17 protein-coding genes are annotated in these 21185 nt (G+C 71.4%); 8 read left to right on the top strand and 9 right to left on the bottom strand.

Annotated elements, in window-relative coordinates:
- Window positions 1–67 precede the first annotated feature (67 nt).
- The gene (locus tag ACFYXK_RS18215) at window positions 68–634 is read right to left on the bottom strand and encodes a hypothetical protein (RefSeq protein ID WP_389411994.1); all 567 of its coding nucleotides are present in this window, start codon (window positions 632–634) and stop codon (window positions 68–70) included.
- Between the two features lie 132 nt (window positions 635–766).
- On the opposite strand from ACFYXK_RS18215, the gene ACFYXK_RS18210 reads away from it, so the two are divergent.
- On the top strand, window positions 767–1231 hold the full coding sequence (locus ACFYXK_RS18210; RefSeq protein ID WP_389411993.1) for a nitroreductase/quinone reductase family protein: 465 nt from the start codon (window positions 767–769) through the stop codon (window positions 1229–1231).
- Window positions 1232–1299: 68 nt separating this feature from the next.
- Here ACFYXK_RS18210 and ACFYXK_RS18205 read toward each other — a convergent pair whose 3' ends face one another.
- Window positions 1300–1776 (bottom strand): macro domain-containing protein, encoded by a 477-nt coding sequence (locus ACFYXK_RS18205; RefSeq protein WP_389411992.1) that lies wholly within the window; start codon window positions 1774–1776, stop codon window positions 1300–1302.
- Between the two features lie 316 nt (window positions 1777–2092).
- Between ACFYXK_RS18205 and ACFYXK_RS18200 the strand changes: the two genes are divergently transcribed.
- Both ACFYXK_RS18200 and ACFYXK_RS18195 read left to right on the top strand, forming a co-directional pair.
- A complete protein-coding gene (locus tag ACFYXK_RS18200) occupies window positions 2093–3304 on the top strand; it encodes a pyridoxal phosphate-dependent aminotransferase (protein WP_266626059.1) in 1212 nt (403 codons plus the stop codon).
- Between the two features lie 89 nt (window positions 3305–3393).
- Window positions 3394–3807, top strand: a complete 414-nt coding sequence (locus ACFYXK_RS18195) for a hypothetical protein (protein ID WP_383505227.1) — start codon at window positions 3394–3396, stop codon at window positions 3805–3807.
- A gap of 140 nt (window positions 3808–3947) precedes the next feature.
- Here the strand turns inward: ACFYXK_RS18195 and ACFYXK_RS18190 are convergent, their stop codons facing one another.
- Window positions 3948–4367, bottom strand: a complete 420-nt coding sequence (locus ACFYXK_RS18190; protein ID WP_389411991.1) for a hypothetical protein — start codon at window positions 4365–4367, stop codon at window positions 3948–3950.
- 143 nt (window positions 4368–4510) lie between these two features.
- Here ACFYXK_RS18190 and ACFYXK_RS18185 point away from each other — a divergent pair, with 143 nt between their 5' ends.
- From ACFYXK_RS18185 to ACFYXK_RS18170, 4 genes are read left to right on the top strand one after another with little or no spacing between them, the layout of a single operon-like run.
- Entirely contained in the window at window positions 4511–5590 is a 1080-nt protein-coding gene (locus ACFYXK_RS18185; RefSeq protein ID WP_389411990.1) for a hypothetical protein, read from the top strand.
- A gap of 14 nt (window positions 5591–5604) precedes the next feature.
- Window positions 5605–6792, top strand: coding sequence for a toxic anion resistance protein (locus tag ACFYXK_RS18180; protein WP_389411989.1), 1188 nt, complete (start codon window positions 5605–5607; stop codon window positions 6790–6792).
- Window positions 6789–8399 carry an extracellular solute-binding protein gene (locus ACFYXK_RS18175; RefSeq protein WP_389411988.1) on the top strand — a complete coding sequence of 537 codons (1611 nt, stop codon included), beginning with the start codon at window positions 6789–6791 and terminating at the stop codon, window positions 8397–8399. Before ACFYXK_RS18180 ends, ACFYXK_RS18175 begins: the two co-directional genes overlap by 4 nt.
- The gene (locus ACFYXK_RS18170; RefSeq protein ID WP_389411987.1) at window positions 8386–9027 is read left to right on the top strand and encodes a hypothetical protein; all 642 of its coding nucleotides are present in this window, start codon (window positions 8386–8388) and stop codon (window positions 9025–9027) included. The genes ACFYXK_RS18175 and ACFYXK_RS18170 overlap by 14 nt, the downstream gene beginning before the upstream one ends.
- A gap of 121 nt (window positions 9028–9148) precedes the next feature.
- On the opposite strand, the gene ACFYXK_RS18165 is transcribed toward ACFYXK_RS18170, so the two are convergent.
- Window positions 9149–10975, bottom strand: coding sequence for a phosphoenolpyruvate carboxykinase (GTP) (locus tag ACFYXK_RS18165; RefSeq protein WP_389411986.1), 1827 nt, complete (start codon window positions 10973–10975; stop codon window positions 9149–9151).
- 220 nt (window positions 10976–11195) lie between these two features.
- Between ACFYXK_RS18165 and ACFYXK_RS18160 the strand changes: the two genes are divergently transcribed.
- Window positions 11196–11897: a hemolysin III family protein gene (locus ACFYXK_RS18160; RefSeq protein ID WP_389411985.1), complete on the top strand. Its 702-nt coding sequence runs from the start codon at window positions 11196–11198 to the stop codon at window positions 11895–11897.
- 60 nt (window positions 11898–11957) lie between these two features.
- On the opposite strand, the gene ACFYXK_RS18155 is transcribed toward ACFYXK_RS18160, so the two are convergent.
- The 5 genes from ACFYXK_RS18155 to ACFYXK_RS18135 all read right to left on the bottom strand — a co-directional run bounded on the left by ACFYXK_RS18155 (window position 11958) and on the right by ACFYXK_RS18135 (window position 20992).
- Window positions 11958–14381, bottom strand: a complete 2424-nt coding sequence (locus ACFYXK_RS18155) for a galactose oxidase-like domain-containing protein (protein WP_389411984.1) — start codon at window positions 14379–14381, stop codon at window positions 11958–11960.
- Window positions 14382–14435: 54 nt separating this feature from the next.
- On the bottom strand, window positions 14436–15653 hold the full coding sequence (locus ACFYXK_RS18150) for a glycosyltransferase (RefSeq protein WP_389411983.1): 1218 nt from the start codon (window positions 15651–15653) through the stop codon (window positions 14436–14438).
- A 6-nt stretch (window positions 15654–15659) separates the two neighbouring features.
- Entirely contained in the window at window positions 15660–17381 is a 1722-nt protein-coding gene (locus tag ACFYXK_RS18145) for an ArnT family glycosyltransferase (protein WP_389411982.1), read from the bottom strand.
- Entirely contained in the window at window positions 17378–18703 is a 1326-nt protein-coding gene (locus ACFYXK_RS18140; protein ID WP_389411981.1) for a glycosyltransferase, read from the bottom strand. The genes ACFYXK_RS18145 and ACFYXK_RS18140 overlap by 4 nt, the downstream gene beginning before the upstream one ends.
- Window positions 18704–18940: 237 nt before the next feature.
- Entirely contained in the window at window positions 18941–20992 is a 2052-nt protein-coding gene (locus ACFYXK_RS18135) for a thioredoxin domain-containing protein (RefSeq protein WP_389411980.1), read from the bottom strand.
- Window positions 20993–21185 lie beyond the last annotated feature (193 nt).

The following is a 21185-nucleotide window of genomic DNA, read 5'->3' as shown; positions in this document are numbered from 1 at the left end:
GGCACGAAAGCTGCTGGTGGCCCCGGACCGGGGGCCGCACCCCCGGACCGGGGCCACACGTCGGCCGTTACGAAGCGCTGCCGGTGGCGGCGGGAGCGCCGGCTGCGGCGGCCGCGCGCAGGCTCCACCAGACCGAGCCGAGCAGCAGCGCTCCCGGAACGATCCCCGCGACCACGGCGATGGCCGCCCGGGAGGACCCGGAGGCGGCCAGCACCAGGCCCGCGGCGCCGCACGCGGACATCGCGGCGGCCAGCAGGTTCAGCGAGGCCGTCCGCCAGACGACCGCGAGCCCGAAGAAGTGCACTCCGACCACGAGCGCGATCCAGGCGATCACGGCGTTCGGGGCGTCCAGCGGGCCGTTGACGACGAAGATGCCGACCGCGCCGGCGATCACCTCGGCGGCCACCACGTATCCGTAGCGCCGGCCGAAGTACGAGCGGGTCGCGGTGCCCGCGGCCGCCTCGGGCAGGGGCGCGGGGCTGCGGCGCACCGCACGGAACACGGCCAGGAAGGCGACCAGTGCGAGCACCCGCAACGGGATGGCGGCGGCTGTCGGCAGGGCGGCCGCGTTCACCTGGATGAAGGCGAGCCCGAATGTCGCGCCGATGATCCGGCCCGTCTTTTCCCTTGTCATGGCCACAGTCTCACCGATGGTGATCATGAGGCCCAAAGCGCGCTCCCGGCCGACCGCATCCAGAGCCGACCGCATCCAGAAGCGGTGAAGGATCGTTAAGCCTCGCGGGGGCCCTGACTCGGAGGCACCGCCATGCAGACGATCACCATCGACTGGGATCACCCCACCGACCCGCGGCCCGGCCGCGAGCGGGACCACGTGCAGGACTACGTGACCACCGGCGGACGCGACGGCCATCTCTGGCACGGGGTCCCCACGCTCCTGCTCACCACGTTCGACCGCACCACGGGCCGGACCGCCCGGACCCCGCTGATCTACGTCGAGGACGCGGGCCGCCACATCGTGCTGGCGGCCGACTGGGGCGCCCCGGAGCACCCGGCCTGGTACCGGAACCTGGCCGCCCACCCGGAGGTCCGCCTCCAGGTCGGCCCGGCCGTCTTCCAGGCCGCGGCGCGTACGGCCTGCCCGATCGAGCGGGACGTGTACTGGCCCGCCATGACGGCCCTGTGGCCCCTCTTCGACGACTACCGGACGGCGGCGGCTCCGCGCGAGATCCCGCTGGTCATCCTGGAGCCGGCCCCAGGCCGCTCCGCCTGACGCCGGCCGTCCGGATCGCGCCCCGCACCGGACCGGCCCGGAAGACGGACAGCCGGCCGGTCCGGCGCTCACCCGTGGTCGTAGACCGTCACGGGCACGTCCCGGGCGGACAGGGCCCGGGTGATCAGCGGCTCGACGAGGGGCCACCGGCCACCGGCCAGGCCGCAGCCGATGCGGGGCATGTGGACCGAGGCGCCCCGTTCGAGCGCGTGCCCGGCGAGCGCGGCCAGGCAGCGCTCCACCGCGTCGTAGCGGATCGGCGGGCCGCCGCTGCCCGTGCGTATGCCCCGCTGGCCGACCATGTTGGCCACCCAGACGTCCGGCGCCACCCGGACCAGCTGGACCGCGCCCAGTCCGAAGTCGTTCCCGCTGCGGCCCCGGTGCCAGGCCCGGTACGCCTTCTCGGGCTCGGGCCAGCGCTTCGAGAGCGCCACGACGAAGCCCTTGCCCCATCCGCCGATGTCGTTGCAGACATGCGCGATGATCTTCGGCCCCTTGGCCTGCGGGCTGGTCGCGTCCCCCGCGATGATGCGCAGCTGTTCCATGTTCCGCCCCTTTCCCCCACCCACGACCGTACGGGCGAGCACTGACATCGGTGCCCCGGCGGCGCCCGGGGGTTTTCGGCCCTGCTCGGGACCCGTACGCGCCCGCCTCGAAACGACGAGCGTGACGAGCGCAACACCGCGGTTCGCCTCGCCCCCCGGCCCCCACCGATTCCGCAGGCCGCAGCGCCGCGGCGCCGCCGTTTCCAAGGGGGGATCGGGCCGCCACCGTCCCATCATGCGAAACGGGACATATCCCTCCCCCGTTCCTGTCCCGAATACCTCGGCGGACCGCCCGCAGGGCCCGTAAGCTCCCGTCATGCAGGTGATCCAGTCAACGAAACTCGCCAATGTCTGCTACGAGATCCGCGGCCCCGTCCTCGAAGAGGCCATGCGGCTCGAAGCGGCAGGTCATCGCATCCTCAAGCTCAACACCGGCAACCCCGCGGCCTTCGGCTTCGAGTGCCCGCCGGAGATCCTTGAGGACATGCTCCGCAACCTGGGCAACGCCCACGGGTACGGGGACGCGAAGGGGCTGCTCTCCGCGCGCCGCGCGGTCATGCAGCACTACCAGACCAAGGGCATCGAGCTGGACGTCGAGGACATCTACCTCGGCAACGGCGTCTCCGAGCTGATCCAGATGTCGATGCAGGCGCTGCTCGACGACGGCGACGAGGTGCTCGTCCCCGCGCCGGACTACCCGCTGTGGACCGCCTCCGTGTCGCTGGCCGGCGGCACCGCCGTGCACTACCGCTGCGACGAGCAGTCCGACTGGATGCCGGACCTCGCCGACATCGAGCGCAAGATCACCGACCGCACCCGCGCAATGGTGATCATCAACCCGAACAACCCGACCGGCGCCGTCTACGACGACGAGATGCTGCGCGGCCTCACGGACATCGCGCGCCGCCACAACCTGATCGTCTGCTCCGACGAGATCTACGACCGGATCCTCTACGACGGCGCCACGCACACGAACACCGCCGCGATCGCCCCGGACCTGCTGACCCTCACCTTCAACGGGCTCTCCAAGAACTACCGCGTCGCCGGCTACCGGTCCGGCTGGATGGCGGTCTGCGGCCCCAAGAAGCACGCAGCGTCGTACATCGAGGGCCTGACGATCCTGGCCAACATGCGACTGTGCGCGAACATGCCCTCGCAGCACGCCGTCGCGACCGCGCTCGGCGGCCGGCAGTCGATCACGGACCTCGTCCTGCCGGGCGGGCGGCTGCTGGAGCAGCGCGACACGGCGTACGAGCTGCTGACCCAGATCCCCGGCATCACCTGCGTGAAGCCCAAGGGTGCGCTGTACCTCTTCCCGAAGCTCGACCCGGCCGTCTACAAGATCAAGGACGACCGCCAGCTGGTCCTCGACCTGCTGCGGGCCGAGAAGATCATGGTGGTGCACGGTACGGGCTTCAACTGGCCCGAGCCCGACCACTTCCGGATCGTGACGCTGCCGAACCCCAAGGACCTGGCGGACGCCGTGACCCGGATCGGCAAGTTCCTCGACGGATACGGCCAGCCCTAGCAGGCACGGGGCACTAGATGCCGGATCGAGCACAACTTTAGAACGGATCCAATGTAGGATGGCCTCCTGACCACGCAGGAGGCCCCCTCATGTACGAGCCGATCCGCACGAAGCCGGTCGTCCACCGTCTGGGCGGCCGCCACTCCGACGGCCACGCCGGCTATCCGCACAGCAGCCGCGCCGAAGCGCTGGACACCCAGCTCGCCGGGCACCTGGCGGCCCTGCTGACCGTCACCGACGAGCTCGGGCTCGACGGCGCCGCCGCCCGCATCGCCACCCAGGTGGCCCGGCTGCGCGGCGCCGAGCCCGCCCGTGCACCGCGTGCCGACATCGCCGGCGCCGCCGAGCTCACCGCCCTGCACCAGCGGGCCCATGACCTCGCCGGCCGCGCGCTGGTCGTCGCCGCGTCCCGCGCCGACACCACCGTCGCGATCCTCGCCGCCGAGCGCATGGACGCGCACGCCGCCGCCCTGGCCTCGCAGAACCTGGCCGGCAGCCTCTGATCGGCCCCGGTCCGGGGCCGCGGAGGCTCCGGACCGGGCGCCACCGCCCTGCCCCGGACCCGGGGAATACTCCGGGGCTCCGCCCCCGGACCCCCGCGCCCCAAACGCCGGCGAGGCTGGATGCGGACGCAGGGGCCGGGCTACCCGGACGGCGTGAAGTCCGCTCCCGCGACCCCGCACCAGGGGGTGGTGGCCGGGGGCCAGAGGGGGCCCAGGGCCTCGGCGCGTTCCGTGGCGGACGGGGCCACGCCGGGCAGTCTCACCAGGGCCTGGGCCGCGCGGGCGGCCGGGTCCGGGTCCGCGGTTTCGCGGAACTCGACCGTGACCACGTACGCGCCGGTGCCCTCGGGGCGGCCCGTCACCTCCACCGTCGCCACCACGCGGCGGCTGCCGGGGTCGATCCGGCAGCCGGTGACCCGTACGTCCTCCACCGCCGGCCGCGGCGGCGCCGCGCCCGGCTCGCCGCTGGCCCAGACGTACAGGCCCAGCGGGGCGAACACCAGCAGGCCGGCCACGACCGTCAGGCCGACCGCCCAGCCCTGCCACTTCAACGCGCTCACGCCCATGGGACGATCCTCCCGGCCTGCCGCCCGGCCTGCCAGCACCGGCCGATCCACACAGCATTTCGAAGTGGGACCGCCTGGACACCTGACGTTCATTCAACTTCACGCGGAATGTGGGTTTCCGCGAGCACGCTGCACCCGTGAGACGCATCCTAGGAATCGCCCTGGCGGTCCTCCTCCTCGGCGGCGTGGCCGCCGTCGCGCTCGCCGGAGGAGAGAAGAAGCCACCCACGGCACCGAAGACCGTGGTGAAAGGCGTCATCGGATCCGAGAAGTCCGAATACTTCCGCGACCCCGATGTCGTCAAAGCCCTCGCAGACAAGGGCTACGAGGTGAAGACCGAAACGTCCGGCTCCTGGGCGATGGACCAACTCGCCCTCAAGGAGTTCGACTTCGCCTTCCCCAGCAGCAGCGAACCCGCCACGGAGATCGAGGCAGCGGCCGGCGTCAAGGGCGCCCAGACCACCAAGCCCTTCTTCTCCCCGCTCGTGGTCATCGCCCGCCCCAACGCCGCCAAGGTGCTCGCCGACAACAATCTCGCCAAGATGACCGGCAAGAACTCCGGGACCCTCCTCATGGGCCCCTACCTCAAGGCGGCCGGCGAGGACCGCAAGTGGCAGCAGCTGTCCGGCTCCGCCGCCTTCGCCGAGCTGACCGGCACCGTGTTCATCAAGACCACCGATCCCGCCACCTCCAACTCCGGCGCGCTCTTCCTGGCCGCCACCTCGAACGTCGCCAACGGCAACAGCGTGGTCTCCGACCAGGCCGCGATCGACCGCACCGCACCCCTGATGCAGAAGCTGATCTCCGTCCAGGGCGCCCTGGAGCCGAGCACCGACGACCCCTTCCGGGCCTTCATCTCCGGCAGCGGCGAACCGCTCATCCTGGCCTACGAGTCCCAGGTGGCCTCGCTGCTCCAGCAGAAGCAGCCTCCGGGTGACATGGTCGTGCTCTACCCGGACACCACGGTCAACTCCCCGCACACCTTCGTGCCGATCAGCGAGAAGGCCAAGGAGCTCGGCTCCCTCCTCGCCACCGACCCGAAGCTGCGCCAGCTGGCCGTCCGGCACGGGTTCCGGCCGCAGAACGGCGTGCCGGAGTTCACCGCGGCCACCGCCGCACACACCGCGTACCTCAACGCGGAGCTGACCGGCATCCGCCAGGTCAGCGCACCGACCGTCAAGATCCTCATGGCGCTGGCCGCGCGCGCCAAGGGCTAGGGGGGCCAACGCACATGACTCTGACACCGCCTGAGGAGAGCCCGCTCGTCCTCACCGCCCCCGAGCCCGTCGCCCCCGTCAAGCGGGAGCAGGCCTCGGGCCTCGTACCGCTCCAGGACGGGGTGCGCGAGGAGATGGCCCGCCGGGCCGGGGAGTACGTCGGCTCGCTCGCCGGGATCGACGCCCGCTCCCCCGAGTTCGCGAGCCGCCTCGGCGAGATCTCCGGGCTCGGCGCCGCAGACATCCGCAGCGCCGCCCAGCAGTCCAACCGGATGCTCGAGCGGGCCGTACGCTCCCTCGGCTCCGCCGGGGGCGGCGACGCCCAGGCCCGCGTCGCGGGCTCCCTGGTCGAGCTGCGCCGCACCGTCGAGGACCTCGACCCGCGGGAGTCGCCCGCCAAGGGCGTCAAGGCGCTCCTCGCGAAGCTGCCCGGCGGCAACAGGTTCCGCGACCACGTGGCCAAGTACGCCTCGTCGCAGGCCACCCTCAACAAGATCGTGGGAGCGCTGCGCGGCGGCCAGGACGAGCTGCGCCGCGACAACGCGGCCCTGCACACCGAGCGGGCGCGCCTGTGGGAGACCATGGGCAAGCTCCAGGAGTACGCCGTCCTCACCGAGGCCCTCGACGCGGCCGTCGGGCAGCGGATCGCCGAGGCCGAGCACAGCGACCCGCCGGCGGCCGACGCGATGCGCGCCGACCTCCTCTTCCCGGTCCGGCAGAAGCACCAGGACCTGCTGACCCAGCTGGCGGTGTGCGCGCAGGGCTACCTGGCGATGGACGTGGTCCGGCGCAACAACGACGAGCTGATCAAGGGTGTCGACCGGGCCGCCACCACCACGGTCTCCGCGCTGCGGATCGCCGTGATGCTGGCGTCTGCCCTCGACAACCAGCGCGCGGTGATCGAGCAGGTCAACACGTTGCGTACGACCACCGAGGACCTGATCCGCGGCAATGCGGAGATGCTGTCCACCCAGAGCGGGGAGATCCAGCGCATCGCCGCCGACCCGGCGGTCGGCGCGGAGACGCTCCGTACGGCCTTCGCGCAGATCTACCGGACGCTGGACGCGATCGACACGTTCAAGGTGCAGGCCACCGAGAACATGGCCGCCACCGTCGAGGCCCTGACCGGGGAACTGCAGACCGCGTCGGCCCACCTGGCCCGGACGCGTACCTCCGGCGCACTGGAAGGCGGCGAGCGATGAGCGTGCGCAGCGCCTCGGTGCGCAGACGGCTCGCGGCGGCGGTCGCGCTGGCCGCGACCCTGCTGGGGGCCTCGGCCTGCACCTCCGACGGGCCCGCGAAGCCCGCCGGGTCGAAGTACCAGGAGGGCAGGCTGCGGGTGCTGGCCTCCAGCGAACTGGCCGACATGGAGCCGGTGCTGAAGGCCGCGAAGGCCGCCACCGGGGTCGGCGTCGAGCTCACCTGGTCCGGCACCCTGGACGCGGCCGAGCAGGTCGCCTCCGGCAAGGCCGACGGCAGGTACGACGCGATCTGGCTGTCCTCCAACGACTATCTGCGGCTGCGCCCCGAGGCCGCCGGGAAGCTCAGCAGCGAGACCCCGGTGATGTCCTCGCCGGTCGCGCTCGGCATACGGGCGGACGCGCTGGCCCGGCTCGGCTGGAAGCCGGAGGAGGTCACCTGGTCGGCGGTGCACGAGGCCGTCGCCGCCGGGAAGCTGTCGTACGGGATGACCGACCCGGTGCGCTCCAACTCCGGTTTCTCCGCGCTGATCTCGGTGGCCTCCGGGCTGTCGGGCGCGCAGGCGGCGCTGACCGACGCGGACGTGAGGACGGCCCAGCCCAAGCTGAAGGAGTTCTTCGCCGGGCAGAAGCTGACCTCGGGCTCCTCCGGCTGGCTGGCCACCGCGTACTCCAAGCGCGGGGACGTGGACGCGCTCGTGAACTACGAGTCCGTGCTGCTGTCCATGAACCGGGACGCGAAGACGGACCTGACGGTGATCCGCCCGCGCGACGGGGTGGTCACCGCCCACTACCCGCTGACCCTGCTGACCTCGGCCCCGGCCGGGGCCCGCGAGTCGGGGCGGGCGCTGACCGACTACCTGAGCGGCGCCGAGGCGCAGAAGGCGATCACCGAGAAGACCTTCCGCCGGCCGGTCACGGCCGGGGTGGCGCCCGCGGCCCCCCTGAGCGCGGACCGGCGCCGGGAGCTGCCGTTCCCGGGCACCCGGTCGGTCGCCGACGGGCTGCTGGCCTCGTACGAGAACGAGCTGCGCCGGCCCTCGCGCACGGTGTACGTGCTGGACACCTCGGGCTCGATGGAGGAGGGGGACCGGATCGGGCGGCTGCGGTCGGCGCTCACCGAGCTGACGGGGACCGGCGGTTCGGGTCCCGGGCAGCGGTTCAGGGACCGCGAGGAGGTGACCCTGCTGCCGTTCGGCGACAAGGTGAAGGAGGTGCTGACGCACGTGGTCGAGCCGGGCAATCCCGGGCCGGCGCTGGATGCGATCCGGGGCGATGTGAAATCGCTGAGGCCGGAGGGGGGCACGGCCGTGTACGGCAGTCTGAAGGCGGCGTACGAGCACCTGGGGAAGGGCAACGCGGACGCGTTCACCTCGATCGTGCTGATGACGGACGGGCAGAGCGGCGACAAGGCCAAGGACTTCGACTCCTTCTACGCCCGGCTGCCGGACGCGCAGAAGCACACACCGGTCTTCGCGGTGCTGTTCGGGGACTCGGACCGCAAGGAGCTCACCCACATCACCGAACTGACCGGCGGGCGCCTCTTCGACGCCACCGACGGCAACGGTTCGCTGGACGGAGCCTTCGAGGAGATCCGTGGCTACCAATAGACCCGCCGCTGCCGGGAGGACGTTCGGCGCGCGGCTCCTCGCCTACCTGGAGTCGAAGAAGAACCTGGCCGGCAGCGCCTGCGGGCTGGCCGGGCTGGGCCTGACCCTCACCGGGGCCGCGGGCACGTACTGGCCGGTGGTCGTGGCCGGGCTGTACGGCGCGGGCGCGCTGATCGCCCCGCCGCAGCGGCCGGCGCCGCCCGAGCCGGCGGGGCCCACCGAGCAGCTGAACGGCGTACGGGAGCAGTTCGGCCGGCTGCGGGAGTACGTGGCCGAGGTGGAGCTGCCGGCTCCGGCCGAGGGCCGGCTCGAAGAGCTGATGGAGCTGTACGGGGCGCTGCTGGAGCCGGGCTGGGTGGCCGATGTCCTGGCCACCGATCCGGAGTCGGTGCACGCGCTGTCGCGGGCGATCGAGCTGGACGTCCCGGAGTGCGTGGACACGTACAACCGGACGCGCTGGTGGACCCGGCTCACCCCGGGCGGGGAGTCGCCGGAACGCCACCTGGAGCGGCAGCTGTCGCTGCTGCACGAGGAGGCGGAACGCGTGACGGCGGACCTCCGCGAAGCAGAGGCCCGCCGTCAACAGACGCACACGACCTACCTGGAGGAGCGCGGACAACGCTCCTGACGGGTATGACTTCCGGCCGGTGCTGCGGTGGGAACCGCTTGGTCGGGGGCTCCCACAGCGGTGGGCGCCGCTTGGTCGGGGGCTCCCACGTTCATTGGCCCTCTTCAGGGCGCGGCCTGGCTCAGCCCAGGCGCTCGACGAGCGCGTGGTACTGGTCCCACAGCTCCTTGGGAGTGTGGTCGCCGTAGGTGTTCAGGTGCTCGGGGACCAGGGAGGCCTCGTCCCGCCACACCTCCTTGTCGACGGTGAGGAGGAAGTCCAGGTCCTCGGCCGGGATGTCGAGGCCGTCGGTGTCGAGGGAGGCCACGGTCGGCAGGATGCCGATGGGGGTCTCGACGCCCTCGGCCTTGCCGTCGAGGCGCTCGACGATCCACTTCAGGACGCGGCTGTTCTCGCCGAAGCCGGGCCACACGAACTTGCCCGCGTCGTTCTTGCGGAACCAGTTCACGTAGTAGATCTTCGGGAGCTTGGACTGGTCCTTGTCCTTGGCGACGTCGACCCAGTGACCCATGTAGTCGCCCATGTTGTAGCCGCAGAACGGCAGCATGGCGAACGGGTCGCGGCGCAGCTCGCCGACCTTGCCCTCGGCGGCGGCGGTCTTCTCGGAGGCGATGTTCGAGCCGATGAAGACGCCGTGGTTCCAGTCGAAGGACTCGGTGACCAGCGGCACGGCGGAAGCGCGGCGGCCGCCGAAGAGGATCGCGGAGACCGGGACGCCCTTGGGGTCCTCCCACTCGGGGGCGATCGTCGGGCACTGCGAGGCCGGGACGGCGAAGCGGGCGTTGGGGTGGGCCGCCGGGGTCTCGGACTCCGGGGTCCAGGCGTTGCCCTTCCAGTCGATGAGGTGGGCCGGAGCCTCCTCGGTCATGCCCTCCCACCAGACGTCGGAGCCGTCCGGGGTGAGCGCGACGTTGGTGAAGACGGTGTTCGCGTACATCGTCTTCATGGCGTTGGCGTTGGTGTGCTCGCCGGTGCCGGGCGCGACGCCGAAGAAGCCGGCCTCGGGGTTGATCGCGTACAGGCGACCGTCCTCGCCGAAGCGCATCCAGGCGATGTCGTCGCCGATGGTCTCGACCGTCCAGCCGGGGATCGTGGGCTCCAGCATGGCCAGGTTCGTCTTGCCGCAGGCGCTCGGGAACGCGGCGGCGACGTACTTCGCCTCACCCTGCGGCGGGGTGAGCTTGAGGATCAGCATGTGCTCGGCGAGCCAGCCCTCGTCGCGCGCCATGACGGAGGCGATGCGCAGCGCGTAGCACTTCTTGCCGAGCAGGGCGTTGCCGCCGTAGCCCGAGCCGTACGACCAGATCTCGCGGGTCTCCGGGAAGTGCGAGATGTACTTGGTGGTGTTGCAGGGCCACGGCACGTCCTCCTGGCCCTCGGCGAGCGGAGCGCCGAGGGTGTGGACGGCCTTGACGAAGAACCCGTCGGTGCCGAGCTCGTCGAGGACGGGCTTGCCCATGCGGGTCATGGTGCGCATGGCGACGGCGACGTAGGCGGAGTCGGTGATCTCGACGCCGATCGCGGAGAGCTCGGAGCCGAGGGGGCCCATGCAGAAGGGGACGACGTACATCGTCCGGCCCTTCATGGAGCCGCGGAAGATACCTTCCTGCCCGGCGAAGATCTCTTTCATCTCCGCGGGGGCCTTCCAGTGGTTGGTCGGGCCCGCGTCCTCCTCCTTCTCGGAGCAGATGAAGGTCCGGTCCTCGACGCGCGCGACGTCGGTCGGGTCGGAGGCGGCGTAGTACGAGTTGGGGCGCTTGCCCTCGTCGAGCTTCTTGAACGTGCCCTTGGCGACGAGCTCCGCGCACAGGCGCTCGTACTCGGCCTCGGAGCCGTCACACCAGACAACCCGGTCGGGCTGGGTGATCGCTGCGATCTCGTCCACCCAGGAGATCAGCTCCTGGTGAGTCGTCGGGACGGTGGTGGGAGCCGCGTTGTCGCGCGCCACGATTGCTCCTTGTTGAGGGGTGTGTTTGGTGTTTGCCCCGTGGGGGCTGCGACCCGGACGCTTCGCGCTCCGCTCATCCGGTGCCGACCGCACTCATCTGATCATCCGGTGCATGTGCGCATATGTCCAGGGGGCCTCTCACGTGAGCATCGCCACTCCCGTCAATCTTCCGTAAAGCGCACTAACGGAAACCTACGGACCCGTAGGTAGCATGGCGGCCATGAGTTCTGACGCCGCCGCCGTGCCGGTCGACGCCGTACCGGTCGCACTCGACGCCTCCGAGGCACCGGAAGCCAAGCCGCTGATGCGCGGCTGGCTGCACACCGGGATGTTCCCTGCCGTCGTCGTCGCGGGCCTGGCGCTGATGGCCTTCACCGAGTCGACCCGGGCCAGGGTGGCGTGCGGGGTGTACATCCTCACGGCCTGCCTGCTGTTCGGCGTCAGCGCGGTGTACCACCGCGGCACCTGGGGCCCCCGGGGCGAGGCGATCCTGCGGCGTCTCGACCACGCCAACATTTTTCTGATCATCGCAGGGACCTATACCCCGCTGACGGTGCTCCTGCTCCCGCCCTCCACCGGACGGACGCTCCTGTGGGCGGTCTGGATCGCGGCCGCGGCCGGCATCGCCTTCCGTGTCTTCTGGGTCGGCGCCCCGCGCTGGCTCTACACCCCCTGCTACATAGCGATGGGCTGGGCGGCGGTCTTCTTCCTCCCCGACTTCATGCGCACCGGCGGCATCGCCGTCCTGGTCCTGGTGATCGCCGGCGGGCTCCTCTACAGCGCGGGCGGCGTGATCTACGGCATCAAGCGCCCGAACCCCTCCCCCCGCTTCTTCGGCTTCCACGAGGTCTTCCACTCCCTGACGCTGGCCGCCTTCGTGGCCCACTACGTCGGCATCTCGCTGGCGGCCTACCAGCAGTGAGGCACCGCACCGTCGGAGCCCCGTCGCGGTGCGCGGCGGGGCTCCGGCGGGTCGCGGCGGTCACGTACAGGCGTAGCCGTCGCCGTCCGGGTCCAGGCGCAGCGGGTCGCTGCCGTTGACCTTCATGCGCTTGGGGTACTGGTGGGAGGCCAGCCAGTCGCAGCGGGCCTTCGTCGTCGCCTTCACCTCCGCCGGGAAGTTCGTCGGGACGCACTGGCTGACCGTGCCGTAGTGCCGGTCGCAGCCGGCCACGCTCGGGGCGACGGGCACCGAGTCCCGCTTGCCCGGGTTCTGCTCCGGGGCCGCCTGCGGCGCGTCCGCGAAGTCGTGGACGTGCGGCGACGGGGCCTGCTCCGTGGCCGCGAGCGCCGACGGGCCGCCCAGGTGCACCCAGGTCGCCACCGACGGGATGCCGTTCGCGTCGACCCCGAAGAGCATGTACCAGCCCGGCGGGGCCAGGTTCGGGTTACTGGTGACGTTCAGGTCGACGGTGGTGTTGTTGACCACCGTCATGGGCAGGTCCACGAACCGCTGGTTCGGGTCCGAGGAGTGCGTGACCGCCGCGGGACGGATCAGCTCCGCCTTGGCGATCGGCCGGTCGACGGTGATGCGCTGCGTGTCCCCGTACACCCACTGCGTGTCGATCACCGAGGTGAGCTTCGGGCGCGCGCCCTTGAACAGGTACGGCGGGGTGTAGATCGACACGTTGTTGTTGTACGTGCCGTTGCCCGGGTTGTCGCCGACCGTCATGACCCGCCCGTCGGGCAGCAGGAAGGCGCCCGAGTGGTACGTGCGCGGGATCGGGTCGGCCGGGAGCCCGGCCTTGTAGGTGTTGGTCACCGGGTCGAAGAACGAGGCCTCGTACACCGGGTCGGCCCGGTCGTGCAGCCCGCCGCCGGTCTCCAGCACCTTGCCGTCCGGCAGCAGTACCGCCGACACGTACATCTTGCCCTCGGCCCCGGTCTGGGCCCGCTTGACCCCGCCCACGTCGACCAGGCCCTGCGGCAGGTCGGGTCCGGCGGTGTACGCGGGGCTCGGCGCCTTCAGGTCGATCAGCTCGGTGAGCCGGTTCGCGGCCGGGTTCGACTCGTTGTTGCCGCCGCCGACGGTCAGGACCCGCTGGTCCTGCGCGGGCGGCAGCAGCACGCTCGCCGACTCGTCGCGCTCGTCCTTCTTGCGCAGCCCGGGCACGTCCGTGATCGTGTTGGCGTTGTAGTCGTAGATCGACGCGCCGCTGCCCTGCGTGCCGTTGCCGAAGGTGTGGCTGCCGGAGTAGAAGAGCCGCCCGTCCTGCATCAGGATCATCGACGGGTACAGGCCCCAGTACGACCAGGTCTGGTTGACCTCGTTCATCGGGAGCCACTTGTTCTGCGCCGCCGAGAACTTCTCCGCGGTCACGTTGCCCGTCGAGTCCTCCTTCAGACCGCCGAAGGAGATCACGTCGCCGTTGCCGAGGATCGTCGCCGACGGGTACCAGTGCCCGCCGTTCATGTCGTTGGTCTTCGTGTACGCCTCGGTCGCCGGGTCGAAGACGTAACTGTCCTTCAGCCCCTGGTAGCCGATCTTGCCGTCGGCGGACGGGTACCCCTTGTTGCCGCTCATCACGAGCACCCGGCCGTCCGACAGCTGCACGTGCCCCGAGCAGAACATGTCCACCGGCGTCGGGATCGTCTTGAAGGACCCGTTCGCCGGGTCGTACACGGCCGAGGTGAACGTGCCGGCGTTGAACTGGGCGATGTCGTTGCCCGAGCCCGCGATCAGCAGCACCTTGCCGTTCTTCAGGACGACGGCGTGCATCGAACGCACCGGGTTCTTGGCCGGGATCACGTCCCACTTGCCCTTGGCGCACTGCTCGGCCGTGCCCGTGCACCCCGGCTGCGGCGGGGCCGCGCCGACCTCCTCCAGCGCGTAGTCGTCGGAGGTGAGCGTGCCCACCCCGTAGACCGAGAGCCCCCACGTGATCTTGTCGGTACCGGGCGGGACGGCGGGCGTACGGACCTCCGTACGCGCCCATCCGGCACTGACCGGCGGATTCTGCAGGTCGGTCCAGTACTGCCAGCCCGCGGTGGTGTCGTGGCGGAACACGGTCACCGACACGTCCGGGGTGTTCGACTTGTACCAGGCGGACAGGTCGTACTGCTTGCCCGGCACGACGGTCGGGGCGCAGGTGGTGTTCTCGGTGACGAGCGCCTTGCGGTCGCCGCTGAGGCGGCGGGTCAGCGAGACCTTCATGGCCTTGGTGCCGCTGTGCGCGTCGGCGACGGTGGCGAAGGTGAAGTCGTTGTCTCCCCAGCCGGACTTCTCCCAGCAGGAGGGCATGTCGTCACCGGGTGCGCCGGCGGTCTCGAAACCGGAATTGGTGAGCAGATTGGGCGGTCCGGCCGTGGCCTGCTGCGGTGCGGTGAGCAGCAGGCCCGCGGTCATCGCCCCGACGGCGGCCAGGGCGGCGCGCCGCCCGGCCTTCCGCCGGATGTTCGCTGGCATGGACGAGTTCCCTTCTGTTCTGTGCGGCGGCTCTGTGCGGCGGCTCTGTGCGGCTCAACTCCTGGTGGTGCGTGCGGCACGCGTACGCGTACGCGTCGTGCGCGGGAGGTAGACGAGGGCTTCGGTGGCGGCGAACCGCAGGACGAAGGTCGTGACCAGGGCGAGGGCGGTGGCGGACAGCACCTGCATGCCGAACCTGCCGACGAACAGGGCGATCAGCGGGATGCGCAGCAGCAGGTCGGCGTTGGCCAGCACGGCGAAGCGGCCGATGCGGTCCGCCCAGTGGCGGTGGCGGCGCCGGTCGCGGAAGAGCAGGGTCTCGATGAGGAGGAAGTTCCAGAGCACCCCGGCCTGGTTGGCGGCGATCTCGGCCGGCAGGTAGTGCATCCCGGCGTGGGTGAGCAGCCACAGCGCGAACAGGTTCGGGACGAAGCCGGAGAGCCCGATCAGCCCGAAGCCGATCATCCGGGCGAGCGGGGTCGCCGAGCGCAGCGCGGCCAGGTGGGCCAGGAACCGCATCCCCTCGCGGGCGCTCGACTTGGACTCGCCGCGGAAGCGGTCCTGGAAGACGAACGGCACCTCGGTGACCTTGGCGGGGCGGCAGCGCACCGCCAGTTCCAGAAGGATCTTGTAGCCGAGCGGTTTGAGGGCGTCCGCGGTGACGACCGCACGGCGCATGGCGAAGAAGCCGCTCATCGGGTCGCTGATCCCGCGCAGGGCCCGGGGGAAGAGCCCCTTGGTGAGCCAGGTGGCGCCGCGCGAGACGGCGATGCGGTAGCTCCCGGCGAGCCCGGCCCGGCTGCCGCCGGGGATGTAGCGGGAGGCGACCACGAGGTCGGCGCCGGTGCGTTCGCCCTCGCCGACGAGCTCGGGCACCAGGTGCGGCGGGTGCTGGAGGTCGGCGTCCATGACGACGATCCAGTCCGTGCCGGCCCTCTCTTCACCGGTGGCCAGCACTCCTTCGACGACGGCGCCGCCCAGGCCCCCGGTCGCGCTCTCGCGGTGCAGGACGCTGACCCGGAAGGGCAGGTCGAGGGCGGCCTTCTCGATGACGGCCGGGGTCTCGTCCGTGGAGTCGTCCACGAACAGGACCTCGCAGGGCAGGTGGGCGGGGAGGGAGTCGGCGAGCCGACTGAGCAACTCGTCGATGTTTCCCGCCTCGTTGAAGGTCGGGATGATGAGGGTGACGCTGCCCGCCACCACCTCCCCGCCATCCGGAATGGAAACCTCCGGATCGCTCAGGGCATGCGGGGTCCACAGGTCCTCGCTCATGGCGGATCAGCTCCCGTCGACTCGGTCGGTCCTGCGGATCTCGATGCGGTCCTCGCCGGAGCCGAAGACGGCCACCGCGGTCGAATGCTCCAGCGCCGCCTTCACGTTGGGCAGGTCCACCGCGTCGCGGCGGACCGTGGGCGAGGAGACCACGTAGTCGATGTCGCGCCAGCCGCGCGGCAGCGTCTTGGTGACGGCCGGGTCGAGATCGGCCTTGTAGAACCAGATGGCGCCGAGCCCGGGCTCGAACCCCTGGTGGACGGCGTCCAGCCAGAGCGCGTCGTCGACCAGGACCCGGGTGCGCCCCGGGTCGGGGACCTCCCGGCCGAGCCAGGCGGCGGCCTGCCGGTACGGGGCGTTCGCGTCGGCCGTCAGCGCGGTGCGGTTGCCGTCGTACCAGCGCGGCAGGACGTACACCGCGGCGGCCACGGCGACCACGCCGATCAGCACCCGGCGCCCGTACGTCAGGGACCGGCGCTCCCCCGGCGTACGGCGGCGGCGCAGCACGGCGTGCGCGACGCTGGCCGCGCCCCCGGCGAGGACCAGTGCGAGGAACGGCAGCGCCTGGATCACGTACATCGCCGGCAGGTAGCCGGAGGGCCGCAGCGCGACGGCCGCGAGGAGCGCGACGGCGAGCGCGGGGCCGGCGAGCGCGCGTGCGGTGACCGACCACCGGAGGGTGGCGAGCAGCAGGAGCGCGCCGGCCAGCCCGCCCAGCGGCAGGACGGTGTCGTAGTACAGCCAGGACCGCAGCACGCCGTTCGAACCGGAGCCGGGGGCGAGGAGGAAGCCCGATCCCGGGCGGCTCATCTGGTACGTGATGCCGTCGATCAGCGAGACGTGCCCGGCGCCGGGCAGCAGTTCGCTGTTGAGCAGCGCGTACAGGGGGTACGAGAGCCCGATGAGCGCACAGGCCGTGATGGCCCCGGTGACGGCGAACTTGCGGGTGTCCCGGTGGCTGTGGCGCCACATCGTCACCAGCAGCGCCGGCAGCACCACCAGCATCGTCTCCTTGGTCAGGACGGCGGTGGCGGCCGCGAGTCCGGACCCGAAGTGGTGCCACAGGTGGCGGCTGGGGGACGCGGCCAGGCAGAAGGCCAGCAGCATCCACATCACGGCGAGGTTGTCGAGGAAGATCTCCCGCTGGAGCACGACGGAGAGCGGGGAGAGCCCGAAGAGGGCCATCGCCAGTCCCGCCGCCCAGCGCGGCAGCCACAGCCGGCGCGCGAGGACGTAGATCAGCACCGAGCTGACGGCGGAGACGGCCACCATCGAGAAGCGCATCGGCGCGACGGTCATCCAGTCGGGCACGAAGAGGGAGGGCAGGTACGTCAGGCCGGCTATCTGTATCCAGCCCAGCGGCGGATGGTCGTACCAGTACGTGTAGTGTGCGAGGCCGTCTCCCTGTTGGACGGCCCACGCCTGGGCGAGGTACGTGCCCTCGTCGTCGCTCAGGGTCGGGAAGTGCGTGATGTTCCAGCCCTGGACGAGGACGATCGCGAGCAGGACCACCCCGCAGAGCAGCAGGTCGGGGCGGGAGGAGCGGAAGCGGACCAGGGGGTGGGCCGGGGCGGGCGGCCGGACCCCGAGCCCGCCGCGGCTGCCGGGGCCTCCGGGGCTGCTCGGACCGCGCTGGGCGGGGACGCGGGGCTCGGCGACGGTCGTGGCGGCGACGGTCGCGGCGGCACCGGGCTGGGGATCAGTGGCCGTGGGCAGGGTGGCGGTCACTGGTGGCTGTCCTCTCGGATCGCGGTGGACGCGCCGGCGGTGGAGACCCCGGCGGTGGCGCTGATCGCAGTGAGGTGGGCGCCGGTGTGGCTGGTCAGCTCCCACTCGTTGCGGCCGCGCTGCTCGCGCCAGACCGCACGGATCGCGGCGCCCGCCAGCATCACCTGGTAGAACGGGCCGCCGACGACGAGCTTGAGGTAGTGCACGAAGCGGACGCGCAGACCGTACTGGCGGCCGAAGTCGTGCAGGCCGACGATCTCGAAGACGAACGTCACCATCGCCGTGATCATCGGCAGGAAGGTGATGATCGCGACGCCGACCGGCACGTCGAGGAAGACCGCGACGGCGAAGTTGACCGGGATGATCACCCCGGACGCGGCCTGCATGAACGGCGTCATCAGCGTGTAGCGGGCCAGCCAGCGCTGGCCGCGGCCGGGCAGCTGCTGCCAGTCCTTCTTCCGGTAGACCTGGAGGAAGCCCTGGTTCCAGCGGGTGCGCTGCTTGAGCAGGCTCATCAGCGAGCCGGGCGTCTCCTCTCGGGTGACCATGTCGGAGTCGTACGCGACGACCACCTTCTTGCCGACCGAGGAGAGGCGTACGCCCAGGTCGCAGTCCTCGGCCAGGCAGTTCTGGTCCCAGCCGCCGGCCGCGCGCAGCACCTCGGTGCGGACGAAGACGGTGTTGCCGCCGAGCGGGATGAACCCCTTCTCGGCGTGCAGGTGCAGCCGGGAGCGGAACCAGAAGAAGTACTCCAGGCAGTTGCGCAGGCTGTACCAGCTCGAATGGAAGTTGATGAGCTGGACCCCGCCCTGGACCACGTCGGCCGCGGTGGAGCGGAAGGCGTGGTCGACGTGGGCGAGCAGCTCGGGGTGGACCTGGTCCTCGGCGTCGAAGACCCCGACGATGTCGCCCCGGCAGTGCGGGAGGGCCGTGTTGAGCGCCTTCGGCTTGTTCTTGGTCTCGTGGTGGTCGACGACGACCCGTACGCGCTCGGGTGCCCCGGCGGCGGCGGCCTCGGCGACGGCGGCGGTCTCCGGGTCGTCGTGCCCGACGATGACGATGATCTCGTAGTCGGTGTGGCTCGACTCGAGCAGCCGCTCGATCGTGTGCTGCAGGACCGCCTGCTCGTGCCGGGCCGGCAGGAGGAGCGAGAAGGCCAGCCGGCCCTCGCCGTCGGGGCGGTCGAAACGGGTGGAGGCGAGCGTCTCGGGCGTGCGCCACGCGTGCATCTGCCACCACAGCGTGAAAGCGGCCATCCAGAAAAGCGCAAACGAGATCACGGATATGACGACAGAGGTGTACAAAACGTCCCCCACAGACATGCCGCGACACCAGGCGGCGATCGGCAAACCCCCCAGGGGATCAAGGCGGGCCCCCCGGCCCGCCTGCCCCTGCTTCCCCCTCGGACGCACCCCCCAGTGCGCTGTTCCGGCGACTCCCCAGCGACTCCCGAAGACACGAGACTAGGCAGCAAAAATGAAGCTCAGGCGCTGCAAAGATAAAAAATGCGTTTCCGAACGTGCCCACAAGTAACCGGAATTGACGGCACTCCAGAAGATTCAGGGACGAACCGCACCCAACTGATCGGCAAGCTCGACCGGATCTGTCGTAGGCCGCGCGCAGACGAAATGTCGACACACATACGCCGTGGGAAGGTCGTGCACGAGTGTGCGCTCGGCCAGGAGGGGGAACTCGCCCCCGCTGCCGTCGGCCGCCCGCGGCAGACCGACCGCCACAACGGCCCCGGGAGCCGTCCCCAGCAACGCCGTCCGGTGCATCCCGGCCAGAGCCGGATCCTCCGGATGCCCCACCACGGCCACCTCGCGCGGACCGTCGAGCAACGCCTCCGCCACCGCCAGTCCGTGCCCGATGAAACGCGGAACGCGCGGACCCAGCGCGTGCACCACCCCGAGCGCCCGCTCGGCCGCGGTGCGGTGCGCCTGCGAGCCGGTGTGCGCCGCGTACGACAGGAGCGCGCCGGCCGCGGCCGTCCAGCCGGAGGGGGCCGCGGTGTCGGTCGGGTCCTGGGGCCGGCGGATGAGCCGCTCGGCGTCGTGCGCGGTGTCGTACAGGGAGCCGTCCTCGGCGGTGAACCGGTCCAGGACCAGGTCGACGAGGAACCCGGCGAACTCCAGCCAGACCCCCTCGCCGGTCACGGACGCCAGCGCGAGGAAGCCCTCGGCGACGTCGCCGTAGTCCTCCAGCACCCCGGCGTTGGGGCCGACGTGCCCGTCCTTGCTGGTCCGGGCCAGCCGCGCCCGGCCGTCCATGTGGACCCGGACCAGGAGGTCCGCCGCCTCGGTGGCCCGCTCGACCAGGTCCGGCCGCTCGAAGTACGCCCCGCACTCGGCGAGCGCCGCGATCGCCAGCCCGTTCCAGGCGGCGACGACCTTGTCGTCCCGCCCGGGCGCGGGCCGCCCGGCGCGCGCCGCGAGCAGCCGCTCCCTGATCCCGGCGATCACCCCGGCGTCCACGACGGGCCCGTCCTGCGGGAGCTGGAGCACGGACGCGCCGTGCTCGAAGGTGCCCTCGTCCGTCACCCCGAAGTACGCGGCGGCCAGCGCCCCGTCGTCCTCGCCGAGCACCTCGGCCAGCTGGGCCGGCGTCCAGGCGTAGTACGCACCCTCCACGTGCTTTCCGGTCAGCGGATCCTCGCTGTCCGCATCGAGCGCGGAGGCGAAGCCGCCCTCGGCGGTGCGCAGCTCGCGCACCATGAAGTCGGCGGTCTCGAGCGCGACGCGCCGCGCCAGGTCCGAGCCGGTGGCCCGCCACAGGTGCGCGTACACGCGGCACAGCAGCGCATTGTCGTAGAGCATCTTCTCGAAGTGCGGCACGACCCACTCCCGGTCCACGGAGTACCGCGCGAACCCTCCGCCGAGCTGGTCGTAGATCCCGCCGCGGGCCATGGCCTCACAGGTGTCGGCGGCCATCTGCAGCGCCCCCTCGCCCCCGGTGCGCGCATGGTGGCGCAGCAGGAACTCCAGCACCATGGACGGCGGGAACTTCGGCGCCCCGCCGAATCCGCCGCGGACGGCGTCGTACTCCCGCGTCAGCCCGAGCAGCGCCTGCGCCAGCTCCTCGGGTCCGGGGGTGCCGGCCTTGCCGTAGTCCAACTGCCGCCCGGCGAGGTCCCGTACGATCCGCTGCGCGACCTCGGCCACCTCCTCGGGCCGCCCGACCCACGCGGTCCGCACGCCCTCGAGGACCTGCATGAAGGAGGGCATCCCGTGCCGGGGCTCGGGCGGGAAGTAGGTCCCGAAGTAGAAGGGCTCGGCATCGGGGGTGAGGAACACGGTCATGGGCCACCCGCCCTGCCCGGTGGCGGCCTGCACGGCCTCCATGTAGACGGCATCGACGTCGGGCCGCTCCTCGCGGTCCACCTTGATGTTGACGAAGTGCTCGTTCATGTAGGCGGCGGCCAGCTCGTCCTCGAACGACTCGTGCGCCATGACATGGCACCAGTGGCAGGACGCATAGCCCACGCTCAAGAGGATGGGTACGCCCCGCCGCTTCGCTTCTGTCATCGCCGCCTCTCCCCACGGCCACCAGTCCACTGGGTTGGTGGCGTGCTGGAGCAGGTAAGGCGACTGGGAGTCAGCCAGTCGATTCATATCGGCATCGTCGCATGATCCGGAGCGTCAGGCCCTGCAATCGGGGGCCGGACCACCGCCCCGGCGGAGGAGACGGGCCCGGGCGATCCCGACCCGTGAGGCAGGCCCGCCGGCCGGGCGCCACCCGACGGTCTTCTGCGGCCGGGCGACAAGAACGCGGCTCGCCACGGAGCGGTCATCGTCGCCCACCGCC

Source organism: Streptomyces sp. NPDC002209 (assembly GCF_042890265.1).
In the GTDB taxonomy this organism is placed as follows: domain Bacteria; phylum Actinomycetota; class Actinomycetes; order Streptomycetales; family Streptomycetaceae; genus Streptomyces.
The sequence above is the reverse complement of the archived record's forward strand: the minus strand, read 5'-3'. Positions and strand labels throughout refer to the sequence as shown.